This is a genomic window from Paracoccaceae bacterium Fryx2, from assembly GCA_032334235.1.
Classification (GTDB): domain Bacteria; phylum Pseudomonadota; class Alphaproteobacteria; order Rhodobacterales; family Rhodobacteraceae; genus JAVSGI01.
This window is the reverse complement of record JAVSGI010000005.1, coordinates 1,466,938-1,482,294: the sequence shown is the minus strand read 5'-3', so window position 1 is coordinate 1,482,294 and position 15,357 is coordinate 1,466,938. Positions and strand designations below refer to the sequence as shown.

Genomic DNA, 15,357 nt, shown 5'->3' with positions numbered 1-15,357 from the left:
ACCACGCTGGATTCACAAGATGAATCCCTCACGGGATTTGTGCAACAGAGCCGGTCTACGTCAATAAGAAAAAGCGCTCTGGAACCCTTCAGGCTCCCATCCAAAAATCCCCGGACCTGACGTGCAGGCCCGGGGGTTCGGGCCGGACACCGCAGGAGGGGACGCCCGGGTGGCCGTTGAGGGGACAAGGTGGCCCGAATCGACAGCCCGGAGGCTGCATTCGATGTTTCGCAGGTGAATGAATCCGGCGCGTGACACCTGGCCTGGTAGGGGCACGGGCGTGGGGCGGTGTGTGCGGGGGCCAACGGGATCGTGAGTTGCACCTGTGGCCCGCATCGGAAAAGGTGGCAACAGATAGAAGAACGTGAATAGGAAAGAGGCGAGCAGGATGAACAGGATGCATCTCGACCGGCGCAGGATGCTGGGGCTTTCGGTGGCGGCGGTGGCGGGGGCGTTGCTGCCCGCGCAAGCCATGGCGCAAGCGCGCAACAACGTGTCGAGCTTTCGCAGCATCGACTGGCGCGACCATTTCCCCAATCTGAAGAACGGGGTCATCCTGTCCGACACGCGGTCGCGGGCCGTGCATTACTGGTCGGAGGATGAGTCGATCTACCGGCTGTACCCCTCCTCGGTGCCGATCAGCCCCGAGTTGACCCGGCTGGGTGTGACGGAGGTGATCCGCAAGGTCGATGGCCCGACCTGGACGCCGACGCCCTCGATGCGCGAGCGCGACCCGACCCTGCCGGTGGTGATCCCCGCCGGGCCGACCAACCCGCTGGGCACCCATGCGCTGTATCTGTCGTGGCAGTATTACCGCATCCACGGCACGCATGACACGCGCAAGATCGGGCGGCAGTCGTCGGACGGCTGCATCGGGCTTTACAACGAGCATATCAGCCAGTTGTTCGCGCTGGCGAAGGTCGGCACTCAGGTGCGGCTGATCTGATCAGGCGAGGCGTCGCGACAGGCGCAGGGCAAGGCTTTGCGCCGCGCCGCCCAGCAGGCCCGCGAGGCCCGCGAACATCCCCCAGATCCCCGCCAGCAACGCCCAGGTCGCCTCTGACCAGCGCAGGGTGGCGCGCATCAGGCGGGCCTTGCCCAGCACCTCGATCCGCCCGACGGTGCGGGGGCCCAGCGCCTCGGCCGCATTGGCAAGGCGGCGGGCGTCGGGGGCGTCGTCGATATAGCGCAGAAGATGCAGGGCCTCGGTGCTGCCGGTGGCGGTGCGCAGGCGGCCCATGTCGGTGGTGACGGCGATCACCGGGGCAAGGGCGGCGGGGCGCAGCGTGCGGGCCAGATCGTCGGCCGAGCGGGCGGCGGGCAGGGCGGCCCAGTCGATGCCGTGGCGCAGGGCGTCGCTGCCAAGGGCCGTCAGGCGCGGCGACAAGAGGCCCATCCGCCTAGCCAGCCTTGCGGTGCCGGCCCCGGCCTTGACCAGCGCCGCCGAGCCGCCCGAGGCCAGAACCAGCGCGGTGGCTGCCAGCCCGACGATCGATAGGCCAACGTCGATTTCGTCAACGTCGGTGCCCGCCGCCCATGCGGCCGCGCCCCGGGTGATGCCCGCGATATCGCCGACCGGCGTCAGGGCGATGGGCACCTGACAGACCAGCACGTTCGACAGTGTGCAGGTGCCGGGATCGTAGGCGCAGAGGGCGCAGTCGGCGGCCAAGGTGGCCCAGCCGGTATCGGCGGCCCAGGCGGCCTCGCGGGCGGCCAGAAGACCGGCGGGCAGGGGCAGGGCGCGGTCGGCGGAGACGCCTTCCAGCGAAGTGATCGCCACCCAGTTGCGCGGGGATTCCTCCAGCCGGATGGCAAGCAGCGCGGCGATGCGTTCGGGCGTGGCTTCCCGCGCCATCAGCCGGTCGGTGGCGGCGCGGATCTCGTCGGCGCCGCGCTCGGTGAAGGCGGCCAGCGCCGGGTCTTGCGCGATGCCGTATCCGGCCCAGCCTGTCAGCGCCAGCGAGGCGGCGAGGGTCAGCCCCAGCCCCGCCCGCACCAGCCGCCGCAGCATCAGACCTGCCGCGATCGGATCATGCCGACGATGTCATAGACCTGATCGACGATCGGCCGGGCGATGGCATCGGCCTGCGCGGCGCCGGCGCCAAGGATGCGGTCGATCTCGGCGGGGTCTTTCATGAGGCGGGTCATCTCGGAGGTGATCGGCTCCAGCTTGGCAACCGCCAGATCGGCCAGCGCCGGCTTGAAGGTGCCGAAGGCGGCGCCTGCGAAATCGCGCATCACCTGTGCCGCGCTGTGGCCGGCGAGGGCCGCATAGATGTTCACCAGATTGCGCGCCTCTGGCCGGTCTTTCAGCCCTTCCAGACTGTCGGGCAGGGGTTCGGGGTCGGTCTTGGCCTTGCGGATCTTCTTCGAAATGGTGTCGGCATCGTCGGTCAGGTTGATGCGCGATTGGTCCGACGGGTCGGATTTCGACATCTTCTTCGTGCCGTCGCGCAGGGACATGACGCGGGTGGCGGCGCCTTCGATAACGGGTTCGGTGATCGGGAAGAAGTTGACCTTGTAGTCATGGTTGAACTTCGTCGCGATGTCGCGGGTCAGTTCCAGATGCTGCTTCTGATCCTCGCCCACCGGCACATGGGTGGCCTTGTAGGCCAGGATGTCGGCGGCCATCAGCGACGGGTAGGCAAACAGGCCCAGCGATTCCGCCTCGGCGTTCTTGCCGGCGGTCTTGTCCTTCCACTGGGTCATCCGGCTCATCCAGCCGACGCGCGCCACGCAGTTGAAGATCCACGCGAGTTCGGCGTGCGCGGTGACCTGGGACTGGTTGAACAGGATCGAGCGTGCGGGGTCGATGCCTGCCGCGATGAAGCCCGCCGCCGCCTCGCGCGTCTGCCGGCGCAGCTTTTCGGGGTCTTGCCAGACGGTGATGGCGTGCATGTCCACCAGGCAATATACCGTCTCGATGCCCTCGTCCTGCTTTTCGACGAAGCGTTTCAGCGCGCCGAGGTAGTTGCCCAGCGTCAGCCCGCCCGAGGGCTGGATGCCCGAGAAGATGCGCGTCTGGAATGCCTGAGGCGTCTGGACCGGCTCGGCCATGGGATACTCCGTCTGGAAACTGTTGCGGTTTCGGCTTATCGCTGGGCGCCGGGGCCGTCAATCAACCCCGACCGTGAAAGGCATGCCATGAACCGCGACTTTAACGCCCCGCCGCTGAACCCCTTGCCGCCCGTTGTCTGGGCGCTGGCGCTGCCGATCATCGCGATGGAGGTGATACTGGGGCTGGGGTCGCGCGGGCTGGTGGGCGGGCCCGAGGCGGTGGGCTGGCGGCTGGACGCGGTGCAGCGCTTTGCCTTTTCGCCCGACCTGATGCGCGCCATGCTGGAGGCGGGGCAATACCCGTGGCAGGGGATGCTGCGGCTGGTCAGCTATCCGCTGGTGCATGGCAATTTCACCCATGCGCTGTTTGCCGTGGTGATCCTGCTCGCGCTCGGCAAGATGGTGGGCGAGGTGTTCCGCTGGTGGGCGGTGCTGGTGGTGTTCTTCGGCGCGGCCATCACGGGGGCGCTGGCCTACGCCGCGGTGCCGGGGGCCGGGGCGGCGCTGATCGGGGGCTATCCGCCGGTCTATGGCATGATCGGGGCCTTCACCTTCCTCTTGTGGGTCAATCTGGCCGCCAAGGGGGCGAACCAGTATCGCGCCTTTTCGCTGATCGGCATCCTGCTGGGGATACAGCTTTTGTTCGGGCTGCTGTTCGGCGCCGGGATGGACTGGGTGGCCGATCTGGCGGGCTTTGCCGCCGGGTTCGTGCTGTCGTTCGTGGTCAGCCCCGGCGGGTGGGGCCGGGTGGTGGAGAAGCTGCGGCGGCGCTAGGGTCAGCCCTTGCGCCGCAGCATGGTGCGGAAATCCGACAGCCTGAACGCCCCGATCAGCGTGCCGAGCCCGAAGTAGCTGACGATCCCGGCCCCGACCAGTCCCGCCAGAGCCGGATAGCGCAGGCCGGGCGTGGCGAGAGCAGGGCCCAGCGGCAGCAGCGCCAGCCACAGGCAGCCGCCCATCAGGGCCGCAGCCACCACGACGCGCGGCAGGCGCTGGCGCGAACGGGCGTCCAGCGTCGAGGCCGACCCCATGGCGCGCGAACCGCGCCAGAGTTGCCAGACCATCACCCAGGACGACAGCGTGGTGGCCAGCGCCGCCGCCATGAAGCCGATCAGCGGCACCAGCCCCACCGCCAGCCCCGCATTCACCACCATCGACAGCACGGCGAAGCGGAACGGCCGCCGGGTGTCCTCACGCGCATAGTAAAGCGGTTGCAGCACCTTTTGCAGCACGAAGGCGGGCAGGCCCAGCCCGTAGGCCGCCAGCGCCAGCGCGGTGTTGGCGGTATCGTCCGGCCCGAAGGCGCCGCGCTGGAACAGCACCGAGACCAGCGGTTCGGCAATCACCACCAGCGCCACGGCGGCGGGCAGGGTCAGCGCCAGCGCAAACTCGGTGCCCCGGTTGAAGCTGTGGCGCCCGCCCTCCTCGTCGCCCGCGCGCAGGCGGCGCGACAGGTCCGGTAGCAGCACCGTGCCGATGGCGATGCCCACCACCCCCAGCGGCAACTGATACAGCCGGTCGGCATAGGACAGCCAGGCCACCGCCCCCTCGGTGAAGCTTGCCACCTGCCGGCCCACCAGCAGGTTGATCTGCACCACCCCGCCCGCCAGCACCGCAGGCCCGGCGATCCACGCCAGGCGGCGCAGTTCCGGTGTCATCCGGGGCAGGCGCAGCTGGATGCGGATGCCCGCCCGGCGCGCGAAGAACCAGGTGAAGGCCAGTTGTGCGATGCCGGTCACCGGCACCGTCCAGGCCAATGTCAGCCCCATGTCCCAGCCCGCGCGGTCGGCGATCAGCATCGCCACGATGAACATCAGGTTCATCAGCACAGGCACAAACGACGCCTCGGTGAAGCGGCCGAAGGCGTTCAGCACGCCCGACAGCAGCGCCACCAGGCTGATGAAAAGGATGTAGGAAAAGGCGATCCGCCCGAAGGTCACCGCAAGGTCGAAGCGCGCATCCCCGGCAAAGCCGCTGGCCATCGCCCAGACCAGCCCGGGCATCGCCAGCGTGCCCAGCAGGGTGAACACGATCAGCACCCCCGCCAGCCCGTTGAAGGCATCCGAGGCAAAGCCGGCCGCATCCTCGCCGCCCTCGACCTTCTTGGCGAACATCGGCACGAAGGCCATGTTGAACGCGCCCTCGGCAAAGAACCGGCGGAACATGTTGGGCAGCGAAAAAGCGATCAGGAACGCCTCGGCCACCGGCCCGGCGCCAAGGTAGGCCGCCATCATCACGTCGCGGGCAAAGCCCACGATGCGCGACAGCAGCGTCCAGCTTCCGACCGTCAGGAAGCCCCTTGCCAGACGGATCGGCTTCATGTGCGCGCGCGCTCCGCCCCGTCGGTGATGGCCTGGCGCAGCTTGCGCTCCAGCGCCTCCTGCTTGGCCTTGATGTGCAGCTTCAGGCCGAACATGTCCTTGACATAGAAGGCATCGACCACCTGCGCGCCATAGGTCGCGATCAGCGCCGAGGCGATGTAGATGTTGTTGGCCGCCAGCGTGCGCGTCAGGTCATACAGCAGGCCGGGGCGGTCGCGGGTGTCGACCTCGATGATGGTGTAGATTTCCGAGCCCTCGTTGTCGAAGGTGATGTGGGTCGGGAAACGGAATTCGCGGTCGCGCTTCTTGATCCTGTCGCGGTCCTTAAGCGCCTCGCGCGCCACGACCTCGCCCTTCAGGGTCTTGTCGATCATCGCCCGCAACCGGGGGAGGCGCGCCACCTCGTAGGGGCGCCCGTCGGCGTCCTGCACCCAGAACACGGCAGTCGCATAGCCGTCCTTCGAGGTGTAGGTGCGGGCATCGACCACGTTGGCCCCCACCAGCGCCAGCGCCCCCGCCAGCCGCGAGAAGATGCCGGGGTGGTCGGCCAGCGCGAAACAGGCGCGCGTCGCGTCGCGGTCGGGGTCGGGATGCAGGTCGACGCGGATCTCGCTTTCCGACAGGCCCAGCAGCAGGCGCGCGAACACGGCATGGGTGTCGGTCGACAGGCCCTGCCAGTAGGGCGCGTAGTGCCGGGCGGTTTCGACCCGAAGATCCTTCGCATCCCAGTCGGCCAGGCGTTCGCGCAGCAGGCGCTTCGATTCGTCCTCGCGCTTTTCGCGGTTCAGGGTTTCCAGCCCGCCTTCCAGCGCGGTGGCCGTGTCGCGGTAAAGCCTGCGCAGCAGCATGGCCTTCCAGTTGTTCCAGGTGCCCGGCCCCACGCCCCGGATGTCGCAGACCGTCAGCACGGTCAGCAGGTCCAGCCGCTTTTTCGTCTTAACCGCCTTGGCGAAATCGCGCACCGTGCGCGGGTCGCTGATGTCGCGTTTCTGCGCCATGTCGGACATCAGCAGGTGATAGCGCACCAGCCATTCGACGGTTTCGGCCTCGTCGGTGGTCAGGCCCAGCCGGGCCACGACCCGCCGGGCGATCTGCGCGCCGAGGATCGAATGGTCTTCGGGGCGGCCCTTGCCGATGTCATGCAGCAGCAGGGCGACATAGATCACCTTGCGGTTGATGCCTTCGGTCAGGATGCGGCTGGCGATCGGCAGTTCCTCGACCAGCTCGCCGCGCTCGATCTGCGCCAGGGTCGAGATGCACTGGATGATGTGCTCGTCGACCGTGTAGTGGTGATAGACGTTGAACTGCATCATCGCGACGATCGGCTCGAATTCGGGAATGAAGGCGCCCAGCACGCCAAGCTCGTTCATCCGGCGCAGGGCGCGGTCGGGGTTTCCGTGTTTCAGCAGCAGGTCGAGGAAGATCCGCACCGCCTCGCGGTCGGTCCGCATCTCGTCGTCGATCAGGGCAAGATTGGCCGCGATCAGCCGCATGGCGGCGGGGTGGATCAGGTAGCCGGTGCGCAGCGCCTCCTCGAAGATGCGCAGCAGGTTCAGCTTGTCGGCCAGGAAGGCCGCACCGTCGCTGACGTCGATCCGGCCCTGCACCAGGGTGAAGCCGGGGCGCACCGGCTTGCGGCGGCGGAACAGGCCGATCAGCGCCGGTTCGCTTTTCACATGGCGGGCTTCGAGCTGGGTCAGGAACACCCGGGTCAGCTCGCCCACCCGCGTGGCGTGGCGGAAATAGTCCTGCATGAAGATTTCGACCGCCCGCCGCCCGCCGGCATCGCGGTAACCCATGCGTTCGGCAACATCGACCTGCGCGTCGAAGGTCAGCTGATCCATCGCGCGGCCGCTGCTGTAATGCAGGTGACAGCGCACCGCCCAGAGAAATTCCTCGGCCCGGGCGAAGGTGTCGTATTCGTCGCGCGAGAACAGGCCCGCCGCCACCAGCCCCGCAGAGGATGGCACGGCATGAAGGTATTTGCCGATCCAGTACAGGGTCTGAAGGTCGCGCAGCCCGCCCTTGCCTTCCTTGACGTTGGGTTCAAGCACATAGCGTTGCCCGCCCTGCCGCTTGTGGCGTTCGGCGCGTTCGGCCAGCTTGGCCTCGATGAACTCGGGGCCGGTGTTGCGGAACAGCTCGGCGCGCAGCCGGTCGCCAAGTTCGGCCGCAAGCGGCTGGTGGCCCGCGACGAAGCGGTATTCCAGCAGGGCGGTGCGGATGGTGATGTCCTCCCGCCCCAGCCGGATGCAGTCCTTCACCGTCCGGCTGGCGTGGCCGACCTTCAGGCGCAGATCCCACAGCATGTAAAGCATGCTTTCGATCACCGATTCCGCCCAGGGGGTGATCTTCCACGGGGTCAGGAACAGCAGGTCAACATCCGAATGCGGCGCCATCTCGGCGCGGCCATAGCCGCCCACGGCCAGCACGGCGATGCGTTCGGACTGGGTGGGGTTGGCCAGCGGGTGCAGGTGGCGGGTGGCCACGTCCAGCGCCACCGTCACCAGACCGTCGGTCAGGCAGGACTGTGCCGCGATCAGGGCGCGGGCGTCGCGCGGGCGGGCGGCAAAGGCGGCGGCCAGCGCCTCGTTGCCCTGGATCCTTGCCTGGTTCAGGTGGCGCACCACCAGCGCGCGCGCGGCGCGGGCATCGGTGACGGCCCCCGCCCCGAGCTCGGCGGCGATGCCAAGCAATAGCGCGCGGGGGTCGATGATCTCGACCTCCGGCAGCATGGGCGTGGCTTCGGGAACGGGCGCCGGAGATGCCGGCTCAGAAGCCGGCACCGCCGAAACTGCGGGGGGCTGGATCAATGACCACCACCTGGTTGTTGCGGATCTGCGCCACGGCCAGACCGCGTTCGTTGGTTCCGTCGCTGCGCAGCCGGAAGATGCCGTTCACGCCGACGAAACCGGAGCCCTGGGTCAGCCCGGCCCCGGTCAGGGCGTTGGTGCGGCCCTGCTTGACCAGCCCGCCGATCGCCGCGATGCCGTCATAGGCAAGGCCGGAAATCGGGTGCGGCGCCTCGCCGAAGGCCGTCTGGTAGCGCGCGGTATACTGCTGGTAAAGCGAGGGGTCGGGTAGCGCGAACCAGCCGCCCTGCACGCCGGGAAGGCCGAGGGTGGCGGACGGGATGTCCCAGCGGGTAAGGCCGACAAAGCGCGTGGCCTCGGGGTTGACGCCATTGTCGCGCAGCAGTTGCGTGACCAGCGGCAGCGCGCCTGCGGTGTCGGCCGTCAGGAACACCGCCTGCGCGCCGGTGCTGCGCGCAGTGGCGGCGATGCCGGGCACCGCCTGCACGATGCCGTTCTGAGAGAATTCGTAGCTGGCGACCGCGACCACAGTGCCGCCCGCCTGCGCCACGCCCTGCTGGATCGCGGCCCGGCCAAGCTCGCCCGCCGTGTTCCGGTCATGCACGATCATCACGCGGCTCTGGCCCTGCCGGACGGCATAGCGCCCCAGCCGGTCGGCGGTGTTGCGGAAGGTCGGCCCCAGCACGAAGACGTTGCCGCCCGCGATGTCGGTGTTGTTGGAGAAGCTGAGCACGTTGACCCCGCGCGCGGCGGCCACCACGCCGACGGCGTTCGCTTCCTGCGCGAAGACGGGGCCGAGGATGATCTTGGCACCTTCGTCCATCGCCTTGGACGCCATGGCCTGCGCCTGGCCGGGCTGGCCGCTGGTCGGATAGACCCGCAGGTCGATTCTCACCGTGCCAAGGTCGGCAATCGCCATCCGGGCGGCATTCTGCAGGCTGCGCGCCAGCAGCTCGTCGCTGGCCTGGCCCGAGCCTGCGGGCACCAGCAGCGCCACCGGAACCGGGGCCGAGGTGTCGATGGCGGGGCCGCCCGCGGTGGTGGCGGTGCCCATCGGGGTGCAGGCGGTCACCGCGGCAGCGGCCAGCGCGACCGCCATTCGGCCCAGCGACTTGCGGGCGAGACTCAAAACAGACAACATGAACGGAATCCTCATCCCATGGGCGCGGCAACCTTGCCAGATTATGCGTTCCGCCGGGGGAAGTAAACTTTGGAAGGGTGCCCGCAGTGACCATCGGCGATCCACGGCCACAGGCCCGGCCGCTTGCGCCGGGGCTGCATTTCGTTGCGACCCCGATCGGGGCGGCACGCGACATCACCTTGCGGGCGCTGGACATTCTGGCATCCGCCGATGTGCTGGCCGCCGAAGACACCCGCACCCTGCGCCACCTGATGGAGATTCATGGCGTGGCCCTCGGGTCGCGCCCGCTGCTGGCCTATCACGACCACAACGGCGAGGCGGTGCGCCCGCGCCTGATGCGCGCGCTGGAAGATGGCAAGTCGGTGGCCTACGCCTCCGAGGCGGGCACGCCACTGGTCGCCGATCCGGGCTATCAGCTGGCACGGGCCGCGATAGCGGGGGGGCACCCGGTGTTGGCCGCCCCCGGCCCCTCGGCCGTGCTGGCCGCGCTGACCGTGGCGGGCCTGCCGAGCGACCGCTTCCTGTTCGCAGGCTTCCCGCCCCCCACCGCCGGGGCCCGCGCGAAGTTTCTGGCCGAACTGGCGGGCGTGCCCGCGACGCTGGTGTTTTACGAATCTCCGAAACGCGTTGGGAGAATATTAGGGGAAATGGCGGTAGCGTTCGGCAAGGAACGGGAGGCGGCGGTGTGCCGGGAACTGACCAAGCGATTCGAGGAAGTGTCGCGCGGCACGCTGAGCGATCTGGCCCGGGATTTCGCCGACCGGGCGGTGAAGGGCGAGATTGTCGTGGTGGTGGACCGGGCGCATGGCGTGCGGGCGGATTCGGAAACGCTGGAGGGGGCCTTGTTGCAGGCTTTGAAGGGGCAATCGGTGAAGGATGCGGCGGCGCAGGTGGCAGAGGCTTTGGGTCTGCCCCGGCGCGAGGTCTATCAGGTGGCTTTGAGATTGGCGGAGGCGGAATGAGCGGGTTGGTATCGCATCGCGCGGGGTTGGCTGCGGAAGCGGCGGTGGCGCGCCTTTATGAACGGTCCGGGCGGGGCATTGCCGCGACGCGATGGCGTGGCACCGGCGGCGAGATCGACCTGATCGCCCGCGATGGCGACGGGGTGATCTTCATCGAGGTCAAGCAAAGCGCCACCCATGCCATGGCCGCCGAACATCTGACCCCGCGCCAGATGGCGCGGATCTATGCCTCGGCGTCGGAGTTTCTGGCCGGGGAACCGCGCGGGCAGGGCACCGACTCGCGGTTCGACGTGGCGCTGGTCGATGCGGTCGGCCGGATCGAGATTCTCGAGAATGCGTTTGCCGCCTGAGGCTGCATTGCAACCGGGCGGGGGTTGCGTCATTTAGGGGCATCACGCCGGGAGATGCCGATGGCCCTGAAAGTTGCCTTGCAGATGGATCCGATCGGGTCCGTCAATATCGACGCCGACAGCACGTTCCGCATTGCGCTGGAGGCGCAGGCGCGCGGTCATGCGCTGTTCTTCTATACGCCCGACAAGCTGGCCTTCGACGAGGGCCGGGTGACGGCGCGGGGGTTCCCGGTCGAGTTGCGGCGCGAGATTGGCAACCATGTCAGCTACGGCCCCGAGGCCGAGGTCGATCTGGGCGACTTCGACGTGGTCTGGCTGCGGCAGGACCCGCCGTTCGACATGGGCTACATCACCACCACGCATATCCTCGAAATGATCCATCCGCGCACGCTGGTGGTGAACGACCCGTTCTGGGTGCGCAACTCGCCCGAAAAGCTGCTGGTGCTGCGGTTTCCCGAGCTGATTCCCCCGACGATGATCGCGCGCGATCTGGCGACGATCCGGTCCTTCAAGGCGCGGCATGGCGACATCATCCTGAAGCCGCTCTACGGCAATGGCGGGGCGGGGGTGTTCCGGCTGGACCCCAATGACCGCAACCTTGCCTCGCTGCACGAGCTGTTCACCGGCATGAGCCGCGAGCCGCTGATCGTGCAGAAGTTCCTGCCCGATGTCGCAAAGGGTGACAAGCGGGTGATCCTGGTCGATGGCGAGGCGGTGGGGGCGATCAACCGCGTGCCGCAGGCGGGCGAGACCCGATCCAACATGCATGTCGGCGGGCGGGCAGAGGCCGCGCAACTGACGCCGCGTGATCTGGAAATCTGCGCCGCCATCGGCCCGGTGCTGCGCGACAAGGGCCAGATCTTCGTGGGCATCGACGTGATCGGCAACTGGCTGACCGAGATCAACGTGACCTCGCCCACCGGCCTGCAGGAACTGGAGCGGTTCGGCGGCATCAACGCCGCCGCCCGCATCTGGGAGGTGATCGAGGCGAAGCGCGGCATCTGACGCGGCCGTCAGCCCTTTGGGCCGACCGCAAGGCGGTAGCTGACGGCCTCGGCAACATGGGGCTGGCGCACGTTGGCCGCCCCGTCCAGGTCGGCGATGGTGCGTGCCACCCGCAGCACGCGGTGATAGCCGCGCGCCGACAGGCCGAAGCGTTCGGCCACCCGCGCCAGGAGTGCCCGGCCTTCGGCATCCGGGGTGGCGATCTCCTCAAGCAGCGCGCCTTCGGCTTCGGCGTTCACCCGCACTTCGGGGTGTGCGGCGAAGCGCAGGGTCTGGCGCGCCCGCGCCGCCCCCACCCGGGTGGCGATGGTGGCCGAGGTGTCGCCCGTCGACGGCAGGTCAAGGTCGGTATAGGCCACGGGCGGCACCTCGATGCGCAAGTCAAACCGGTCCAGCAGCGGCCCCGAGATCCGGCCGAGGTAGTCCTCGCCGCAGGCGGGCACCCGGGCGCAGGCCCGCGCCGGGTCGGTCAGGTAGCCGCATTTGCACGGGTTGGCCGCCGCGACCAGCAGGAAGCGGCAGGGGTAGCGCACATGGGCATTGGCGCGGGCCACCACGATTTCGCCGGTCTCGATCGGCTGGCGCAGGGTTTCCAGCACGTCGCGCGGGAATTCGGGAAACTCGTCCATGAACAGCACGCCGTTGTGCGCGAGGCTGATCTCGCCCGGCCTGGCCCCCCGGCCGCCGCCGACGATGGCCGCCCGCGAGGCCGTGTGGTGCGGTTCGCGGAAGGGGCGGGCGCGGCTGATGCCGCCTTCGGTCAGAAGCCCCGCCAGCGAGTGGATCATCGAGGTTTCCAGCGCCTCGACCGCCGACAGGGGCGGCAGGATGCCGGGCAGGCGCGCCGCCAGCATCGACTTGCCCGACCCGGGAGAGCCTACCATCAGCATGTGGTGCCGACCGGCGGCCGCGATTTCCAGCGCGCGCTTGGCGCGTTCCTGCCCTTTCACGTCGCGCAGGTCGCGGCCCTGCGGCAGGGCGTGGACCTCGCCCGCCTCGGCCGGGGTCAGGGGCGACTGGCCGGTGTAGTGGCGCACCACCTCGTCCAGCGAATTGGCTGCCAGCACCTGCGTCGCGCCGACCCAGGCCGCTTCGGCACCGCAGGCCTTGGGGCACAAGAGCGCGCGTTCATCCTCGGCAGCCGCCATCGCGGCGGGCAGGGCGCCGATCACCGGGATCAGGCGGCCGTCGAGCGACAGCTCACCCAGCGCCACGGTATGTTCGACCTCGTCCTTCGGGATGATCTCCAGCGCCGCCAGCAGCGCCAGCGCGATCGGCAGGTCGAAATGCGAGCCTTCCTTGGGCAGATCGGCGGGCGACAGGTTCACCGTGATGCGCTTGGAGGGCAGCGCGATCGACATTGATGCCAGCGCCGCGCGCACCCGCTCGCGCGCCTCCGACACCGCCTTGTCGGGCAGGCCGACGATGGCAAAGGCGGGCAGGCCCGCCGCAATGGCGCATTGCACCTCGACGATGCGGGCCTCGACGCCTTCGAAGGCCACAGTGAAGGCCCGGGCTACCATTGCTGCGCCATGTTCCGTCTTTCCGTTTACCTTGATTAACGGGTAGGGCGGAATGGTTTAGGAAGTGTAAATGGCCTGAAGGGCCGTGAACTTCGGCCAGGCCCCGGGGTCGGCCAAGGTCTTGTCGCGGCAGAACGGGTTGCAGAAGCCCCAGACCCTGCCGCCCATCTCCATGAAGTTGGTGACCGGATCGCCGGAATAGGGGCAGGCCGGGTTGACCGAGGGGCCATGTGCCACGGCGCGGGCGGGCAGCGGGGCGGGGCCGGGCCACGGGCGGCGGGCAATATCTCGGCGGTAGAAATCCTGATCGGCGCCATCGACCATGCCCATCGCGCGCCAGCGGCGGAAAGACGGGTGGGCAAGGTGGGCCGCGACATAGGTGGCCGCCCCGGGGCCGACGGGCAGGTTGTAGGTGGCGATGCGGCCGGCCGCCGGTGCGAAAAAGGCGTCGGCGGCGCTGTATTCCCCGCAGAGCCACGGGCCTTGCGACCCGGTCTGCGCCCGCGCCCAGGCCCACAGCGTTTCCAGCCGCGCCAGATCGGCCAGCACCGCGTCGGTCGGCTCGCACCCCTGATAGCTGACGCGCAGGTTCATCGGGCAATGGCTGCGCAGCGCGGTGAAGCCTGCGTGCATCTCGGCCGCCAGCACCCTTGCTGCGGCGCGGGCGCGGGCGTCGGCGGGCCAGATCCCGGCTTCGGGGTGGCGCGAGGCCAGTTCCTCGGCGATCGCGATGGTTTCGGGCACCACCGCGCCATCGGGCGCGCGCATCACGGGCACGGTGCGGGCGGGCGGAAAGTCGGCCAGAAGCTGCGGCAGTTCGTCGGTGTAAAGCCGGGCGGTTTGGGTGCGGACCGGAATGCCGAAGGCGTCGAACATCAGCCAGCCCCGCAGCGACCAGCTGGAATAGGCACGGTCACCGATGGCAAGATCGTAGGTCATGGGATGCTCCGTTCATGTCGCCCGAGGCTAGGCGAGGGCGGCGCGCGCCGGAAGCGCGGATTTGTGACGGCGGGCATCACGGCGTGTGATTGATCGCCCGAACCTGCCAGCCGGTGCCGTCATGGTCGATGCATGTCACCGACAGGTTGTCGATCTTGTAGGCCAGCGCCTGATAGGGGCTGATGCCCAGCGCCGCCTGCACCTGCGTCAGGATCACGCCGACATGCGCCACCAGCACGATGTCGCGCCCGGCATGGGCCTGCAACACCTGCGCCACATGCCCGCCGACCCGCGCGGCGGCGGCGTTCCAGCTTTCGCCGTTCGGCGGGGCCACGTCGCCCGGCGCCTCCCAATAGGCGCGGCTGAGCTTCGGGTCGGTCTTGGCCACGTCGCTGTAATGGCGGCCGTCCCAGTCGCCGAGGTTGAACTCGCGCAGGGCGGGGGCGTCGGGCAGGCGCTCGCGCCCCATGCCCAGCGTGTCGGCGGTGGCAGAGGCACGGATCAGGTCGGAGGCGACCAGCAGTGCGCCTTGCGGCAGATGCGCGTTCAGCCGGGCGATCTGCCGTGTGTCCGACAGGTCGGCGGGCACGTCGCGCCAGCCGACGAAGGTTTTCTGATGCGTCGGCCCGTGGCGCACCCACCAGAGCCGGGTCAAGCCAGCCCCCGCGGCATCCGCCCCTTCAGCACCAGCGGCAGGCCGGCCATCACCGCCAGCACCAGCCCCGCCTGCGCTGCCAGCCTTTGGTTCAGCCGCCCCTGCGCATCGCGAAAGCGGCGGGCAAGCGCATTGTCGGGCACGATGGACCAGCCGACCTCGTTGCTGACCATGACGACCGGGGCGGCGCAGGCGGCAAGGGCGGCCAGCAGCCGGTCTGTTTCGGCATCGAGATCGGCCTCGGCCAGCATGTGGTTGGTCAGCCACAGCGTTGCGCAATCGACCAGAATGCAGGCAGTCGCCGGAGCCTGCGACAAAGCGCCGCAGAGGTCGCGCGGCGCCTCCACCGTCTGCCATCCGCCGCCCCGGTCGCAGCGATGCTCGCTGATGCGGGCGCGCATTTCGTCGTCCCAGGCTTCGGCGGTGGCGATGTAGATGCGGCGGCGTCCGGTCGCGGTCACCAGCGCCTCTCCGATGCGTGACTTGCCAGACCTGGCCCCGCCGATCACAAATGAAAGATGTGGCAGGAAATCGATATATTCCGGTGATCCGCTCACGGACTTGCCTCGTAGGTTTCTCGAAGACGGCAAA

General features: G+C 68.8%; 14 protein-coding genes. 5 read left to right on the top strand and 9 right to left on the bottom strand.

Features of this window, described 5'->3' with window-relative positions; genetic code table 11:
- Positions 1 to 388 precede the first annotated feature (388 nt).
- Positions 389 to 946 (top strand): L,D-transpeptidase family protein, encoded by a 558-nt coding sequence (locus RNZ50_16360; protein ID MDT8856565.1) that lies wholly within the window; start codon positions 389 to 391, stop codon positions 944 to 946.
- On the opposite strand, the gene RNZ50_16355 is transcribed toward RNZ50_16360, so the two are convergent.
- Positions 947 to 2,011, bottom strand: a complete 1,065-nt coding sequence (locus RNZ50_16355; GenBank protein MDT8856564.1) for a hypothetical protein — start codon at positions 2,009 to 2,011, stop codon at positions 947 to 949. It abuts the gene before it with no gap.
- The gene (trpS, locus tag RNZ50_16350) at positions 2,011 to 3,057 is read right to left on the bottom strand and encodes a tryptophan--tRNA ligase (protein MDT8856563.1); all 1,047 of its coding nucleotides are present in this window, start codon (positions 3,055 to 3,057) and stop codon (positions 2,011 to 2,013) included. The genes RNZ50_16355 and trpS overlap by 1 nt, the downstream gene beginning before the upstream one ends.
- An 87-nt stretch (positions 3,058 to 3,144) precedes the next feature.
- On the opposite strand from trpS, the gene RNZ50_16345 reads away from it, so the two are divergent.
- Positions 3,145 to 3,831, top strand: a complete 687-nt coding sequence (locus RNZ50_16345; GenBank protein ID MDT8856562.1) for a rhomboid family intramembrane serine protease — start codon at positions 3,145 to 3,147, stop codon at positions 3,829 to 3,831.
- A 2-nt stretch (positions 3,832 to 3,833) separates the two neighbouring features.
- Here RNZ50_16345 and murJ read toward each other — a convergent pair whose 3' ends face one another.
- Genes murJ through RNZ50_16330 form a run of 3 tightly spaced genes read right to left on the bottom strand, consistent with a single transcriptional unit; the run spans position 3,834 to position 9,332 of the window.
- Positions 3,834 to 5,378 carry a murein biosynthesis integral membrane protein MurJ gene (gene murJ / locus RNZ50_16340; GenBank protein MDT8856561.1) on the bottom strand — a complete coding sequence of 515 codons (1,545 nt, stop codon included), beginning with the start codon at positions 5,376 to 5,378 and terminating at the stop codon, positions 3,834 to 3,836.
- A complete protein-coding gene (locus RNZ50_16335) occupies positions 5,375 to 8,113 on the bottom strand; it encodes a [protein-PII] uridylyltransferase (GenBank protein MDT8856560.1) in 2,739 nt (912 codons plus the stop codon). The genes murJ and RNZ50_16335 overlap by 4 nt, the downstream gene beginning before the upstream one ends.
- 37 nt (positions 8,114 to 8,150) lie before the next feature.
- Positions 8,151 to 9,332: a penicillin-binding protein activator gene (locus RNZ50_16330; GenBank protein MDT8856559.1), complete on the bottom strand. Its 1,182-nt coding sequence runs from the start codon at positions 9,330 to 9,332 to the stop codon at positions 8,151 to 8,153.
- Positions 9,333 to 9,418: 86 nt separating this feature from the next.
- Here RNZ50_16330 and rsmI point away from each other — a divergent pair, with 86 nt between their 5' ends.
- From rsmI to gshB, 3 genes are read left to right on the top strand one after another with little or no spacing between them, the layout of a single operon-like run.
- Entirely contained in the window at positions 9,419 to 10,294 is an 876-nt protein-coding gene (gene rsmI / locus RNZ50_16325) for a 16S rRNA (cytidine(1402)-2'-O)-methyltransferase (GenBank protein ID MDT8856558.1), read from the top strand.
- Positions 10,291 to 10,644 (top strand): YraN family protein, encoded by a 354-nt coding sequence (locus RNZ50_16320; GenBank protein MDT8856557.1) that lies wholly within the window; start codon positions 10,291 to 10,293, stop codon positions 10,642 to 10,644. Before rsmI ends, RNZ50_16320 begins: the two co-directional genes overlap by 4 nt.
- Before the next feature lie 60 nt (positions 10,645 to 10,704).
- Positions 10,705 to 11,649, top strand: coding sequence for a glutathione synthase (gene gshB / locus RNZ50_16315; GenBank protein MDT8856556.1), 945 nt, complete (start codon positions 10,705 to 10,707; stop codon positions 11,647 to 11,649).
- Between the two features lie 8 nt (positions 11,650 to 11,657).
- Here the strand turns inward: gshB and RNZ50_16310 are convergent, their stop codons facing one another.
- From RNZ50_16310 to cobU, 4 genes are all read right to left on the bottom strand, one after another.
- A complete protein-coding gene (locus RNZ50_16310; protein ID MDT8856555.1) occupies positions 11,658 to 13,172 on the bottom strand; it encodes a YifB family Mg chelatase-like AAA ATPase in 1,515 nt (504 codons plus the stop codon).
- A gap of 57 nt (positions 13,173 to 13,229) precedes the next feature.
- Entirely contained in the window at positions 13,230 to 14,111 is an 882-nt protein-coding gene (locus RNZ50_16305; protein ID MDT8856554.1) for a glutathione S-transferase N-terminal domain-containing protein, read from the bottom strand.
- Between the two features lie 76 nt (positions 14,112 to 14,187).
- The gene (locus RNZ50_16300) at positions 14,188 to 14,766 is read right to left on the bottom strand and encodes a histidine phosphatase family protein (protein ID MDT8856553.1); all 579 of its coding nucleotides are present in this window, start codon (positions 14,764 to 14,766) and stop codon (positions 14,188 to 14,190) included.
- The gene (cobU, locus tag RNZ50_16295; protein ID MDT8856552.1) at positions 14,763 to 15,323 is read right to left on the bottom strand and encodes a bifunctional adenosylcobinamide kinase/adenosylcobinamide-phosphate guanylyltransferase; all 561 of its coding nucleotides are present in this window, start codon (positions 15,321 to 15,323) and stop codon (positions 14,763 to 14,765) included. Before cobU ends, RNZ50_16300 begins: the two co-directional genes overlap by 4 nt.
- Between the last annotated feature and the right edge of the window lie 34 nt (positions 15,324 to 15,357).